General features: G+C 60.5%; 5 protein-coding genes. All 5 read right to left on the bottom strand.

Annotated features, from left to right (window positions below; genetic code table 11):
* Positions 1 to 93: 93 nt before the first annotated feature.
* Positions 94 to 993: a peptidylprolyl isomerase gene (locus ACETWG_03000; protein ID MFB0515557.1), complete on the bottom strand. Its 900-nt coding sequence runs from the start codon at positions 991 to 993 to the stop codon at positions 94 to 96.
* Positions 994 to 1,150: 157 nt separating this feature from the next.
* Positions 1,151 to 1,744 carry an orotate phosphoribosyltransferase gene (gene pyrE, locus ACETWG_02995; protein ID MFB0515556.1) on the bottom strand — a complete coding sequence of 198 codons (594 nt, stop codon included), beginning with the start codon at positions 1,742 to 1,744 and terminating at the stop codon, positions 1,151 to 1,153.
* A complete protein-coding gene (gene pyrF, locus ACETWG_02990; GenBank protein ID MFB0515555.1) occupies positions 1,734 to 2,546 on the bottom strand; it encodes an orotidine-5'-phosphate decarboxylase in 813 nt (270 codons plus the stop codon). The genes pyrE and pyrF overlap by 11 nt, the downstream gene beginning before the upstream one ends.
* A gap of 68 nt (positions 2,547 to 2,614) precedes the next feature.
* Complete coding sequence (locus ACETWG_02985; protein MFB0515554.1) at positions 2,615 to 3,172, bottom strand: 2-oxoacid:acceptor oxidoreductase family protein; 558 nt, start codon at positions 3,170 to 3,172, stop codon at positions 2,615 to 2,617.
* The coding region (locus tag ACETWG_02980; GenBank protein ID MFB0515553.1) for a thiamine pyrophosphate-dependent enzyme at positions 3,169 to 3,621 on the bottom strand (453 nt) is incomplete at its 5' end. The genes ACETWG_02985 and ACETWG_02980, both read right to left, overlap by 4 nt.

The raw sequence follows: 3,621 nt of genomic DNA, 5'->3' as shown, positions 1-3,621 counted from the left end.
CGCGGGTATCATGATCCTCTGCTGTCGGTGGTCATCACCGGATAACGGCTCACATCTGGATGGCTGCGTGGTGTGTCGGGCCGGTGCCCGGAATTAGGGTATTTCGGAGTTACTCACCCGGACCCGCAGGATGCGCTGGGGCCGCACCGGGTTCTCTTTGGAATCAGTGGCAGCGGCGGCGATGGAATCCACCACGTTCAGTCCTTCGATCACTTCGCCGAAGACGGTATAGCGGTTGTCCAGCTGGGGCAGCTTTCGGAGGGCGATGTAGAACTGGCTGCCGGCGCTATGGGGATCCTGGGAGCGGGCCATAGCCAGACTACCTTTCACATGTGGGCGGGGGTTGAATTCGGCGGGAATAGTGTAGCCGGGTCCGCCCGTGCCATCATTAGCCCGTACGGCATCCCTGGACAGGAGGTCGCCCCCCTGGATCACAAAGCCGGGGACCACCCGGTGAAAGGTGGTGCTGTCGTAATAGCCGAAGTTGGCCAGGCGCTTGAAGTTGTTGCAGTGGCCGGGAGCCACATCGGTGTGCAGGCGCAGTTTGATCACGCCGGCGGAAGTTTCCATGAGCACGGTATCTTGAGGTGTGGCCGGTTCACCGGGGTAGTCGGCCAGTTCGCGGCGGATGACTTCAATTTCAGCGCTGGTCAGATGGCGAACGCCGTCGATATCATAGTTCACCTCACTTACCGGGGCATCATTTTCGTACTGGCGGACGATGCGCAGCTGGCCGTTCGGCCACCAGGACCGGTAGGCGACGACCTGGCCATCGCGATAGCGCTCTTCGAAGGAAACAGCCCCGGTGCGGTAGTAACCGATTTTGGCTACCATTTGCCGGTCGCCGCCCTTCCCCTCATAATGCACCACTTCCTGTTTCGCGCCGTCGGGGTAGGTCTTGAGCACTTCCTCATCCGGACCGGCTCCGCATGACCAGAGCAGGGCCAGCAGCAGCCCGGTCGCAATGAAAAGCTTGCCCGAGTGTGTTTTCACGAAATAACTCCTGAGGGTAAAGCTAGGTGCAACCTTCATTTTGATTCCAGATCCGGGTTTTTATTAAAATAAAATTAATATGTTCGCCGCTTTATTGTCTATTGCCAATATAGTGAGGGTGAATAAGAATTCGCTCCGAAGGGATGGTGTTCCGGCCTTACTTCTTACCCGACCGGCCCGGTTTTATGAAGGGGATGCCCTGTTTGCATAAAGGGCAGTCCCCGGGCTCCCAGGTTGCAATAGGCAGACGCAGCAGGACTTTCGCCGGCGCTCCGAAATCGACACCCTCACGGCTGCGGTCCACCAGGCATACCACGCGGTGGACGCGGGCCCCCGACCGCCGCACCACCTCCAGGAGCTCGAGTACCGAGCCGCCGGTGGTGACGATGTCCTCCACCACGACCACCCGGTCATCGGGTTCGAGGGCGAAGCCCCGGCGGAGGGTCATGACGCCGTCCACTCGCTCGGTGAACATGGTCCGAATGGATCCCTCCGGGATGCGTCGTCCCAGCACCCGGGCCACAGCACCCGCGAGCAGGATACCGCCCACCGCCGCTCCCAGGACCACATCTACGTCATCGGGACGGATGTCGGCGGCCATAGCCTCGGCGGCGGCGTCCAGGCTGTCGGGCCGCTCCAGCAGGCGGAACTTCTCGATGTAGCGGTCGCTGTGCAAGCCGGAGGTGAGCAGGAAGTGGCCTTCCAGCAGGGCGCCGCTCTTCTGCAGGAGGTCGAGCAGGTCAAAGTCCATAGGATTGAACCAGCGCATTAATTTGCCGATTATAGTCATTCACCGCCGCCAGGATATCCTCCAGGGAACCCTGGCCGGCATACAGGATTCCCCGCGATACGTTAATGATGCTGGGTGCGGCCGGTGTACCGCAGGCCACGGCCGGTTCCAGGTCACCACCTTGGGCGCCGATGCCCGGTATCAGGAACGGCAGATCGGGTGCGGCTTGGCGTACCCGTGTCAGGTCGTCAGGGTGGGTGGCGCCGACCACCAGGCCCAGGTTTCCGGCGTCGTTGAGGGCCTGGGCCCAGGCGGCTACCTCGAGGTACAGTGGTTGCTCGTTGCCGTGGCGCTGGAAGTCCTCGGCCCCGGGATTGGAGGTAAGGCAGAGGACGAAGGCGCCGCGTCCGGGATCGGCGATGAACGGTTCCAGAGCATCCTGTCCCATGTAGGGATTCACCGTGGCGGCGTCCAGCTCCAGGTGTTGAAAAATGGCCCGGGCATAATTGCGGGCCGAGTTACCGATATCACTGCGCTTGGCATCCCCGATAACCAGCGCCCTATGATGGATGGCGGCGGCCAGCTCCTCCAGCCAGGCATAACCGGCCGAGCCGAACCGTTCGAAAAAGGCAAAGTTGAGTTTATAGCCCCACACCTGGTCCCAGGTCTCTTCAACTATGACCAAAGAGGCTTCTTTGAGCGAGTCTAGGGTGGTGTTATGGAGCTGGCTTGGCCGGGCCGGATCCAGGTCCAGCCCCAGGCACAGTTGGGACTCCTTGCGCTCCACTTCGGCGCGCAAACGGGTATTAAAAGGGCCCAGCATGATGGTTAAATGTATCGCAAGGAGCAGCGGGGCTTCAATGGATTAAAGGGAGTGGGGGGATAACCGCGCTAGACAGTGGCCTGGGCGGTGGCGGTGGCCAGCTGCATGCCGCGTTGGATGGCCTGTTCATTAATGGGCAGGAGATGATGGTATCTTTCGGGGAGGACGTGCAGGAGGCCTTCTTTGACGGCTTTCAGGCCGACAATCGGGCGGTGTGCCAGGAAGGCACCGAGCATGATCATGTTGAGGGCGCGGTCGTGTTGCAGCTTGGCCGCCTCCGAAGCCGCCGGTATGGCCTGGCAGGTGATGTCATTGCGGGTGGGGGGATTCAGGATGCTGTTGCTTTCGTAGAGCAGCAGGCCGCCGGGCTTGACCTTCGATTCGAATTTATCCATGGAGGGCTGATTGAGGATGACTGCGGAGTCGTACTGAGTAATAATAGGGGAACTGATGGGTTCATCGGAGATGATGGTGATGCAATTGGCGGTGCCGCCGCGCATTTCGGGGCCGTAGCTGGGCATCCAGGAGACCTCTTTGCCCTCCACCATGCCGGCATAGGCCAATACCATCCCCAGAGTCAGCACTCCCTGGCCTCCGAAGCCGGCAATCAGGGCTTCCTCTTTCACGAGCTCACCTCTTCAGGCGGCGTCTTCAGGTCACCCAGGGGGTATTCGGGCAGCATGTGTTCTTCCAACCAGCGGTTGGCTTCTATGGGGGTCATTTTCCAGCCTGACGGGCAGTTGCTCACTACCTCGACAAAGCATAATCCTTGTTTCTGTTTTTGGAGTTGGAAGCTCTTGATGAGGGCTTTCTTGAGCTTGCGCACGTTGCCGGGCTTGTGGACGCTCTGGCGGGTGGCGTAGGCGGTGCCGGGAAGTATCGCTATCAGGTCGGCGATTTTCAGGGGATTGCCGTGCTGGGCGATATTGCGGCCTCCGGGAGTAGTGGTGGTTGTGGCCCCGATGATGGTGGTCGGGGCCATCTGGCCGCCGGTCATGCCGTAGATGCCGTTGTTAATGAAGATGATCAGGATATTTTCGCCGCGGTTGGCGGTGTGGATGGTTTCGGCGGTGCC

Source organism: Candidatus Neomarinimicrobiota bacterium (genome assembly GCA_041862535.1).
Lineage (GTDB): Bacteria > Fidelibacterota > Marinisomatia > SCGC-AAA003-L08 > TS1B11.
Note: the sequence above shows the minus strand (reverse complement) of the source record. Positions and strands in the feature narration are given on the sequence as shown.

What these genes read in the sequence shown, in the direction of transcription:
- pyrF (MFB0515555.1), bottom strand. Translation starts at nt 2,546, where the DNA reads ATGCTGGGCCCTTTTAATACCCGTTTGCGCGCCGAAGTGGAGCGCAAG.
- pyrE (MFB0515556.1), bottom strand. Translation starts at nt 1,744, where the DNA reads ATGGACTTTGACCTGCTCGACCTCCTGCAGAAGAGCGGCGCCCTGCTG.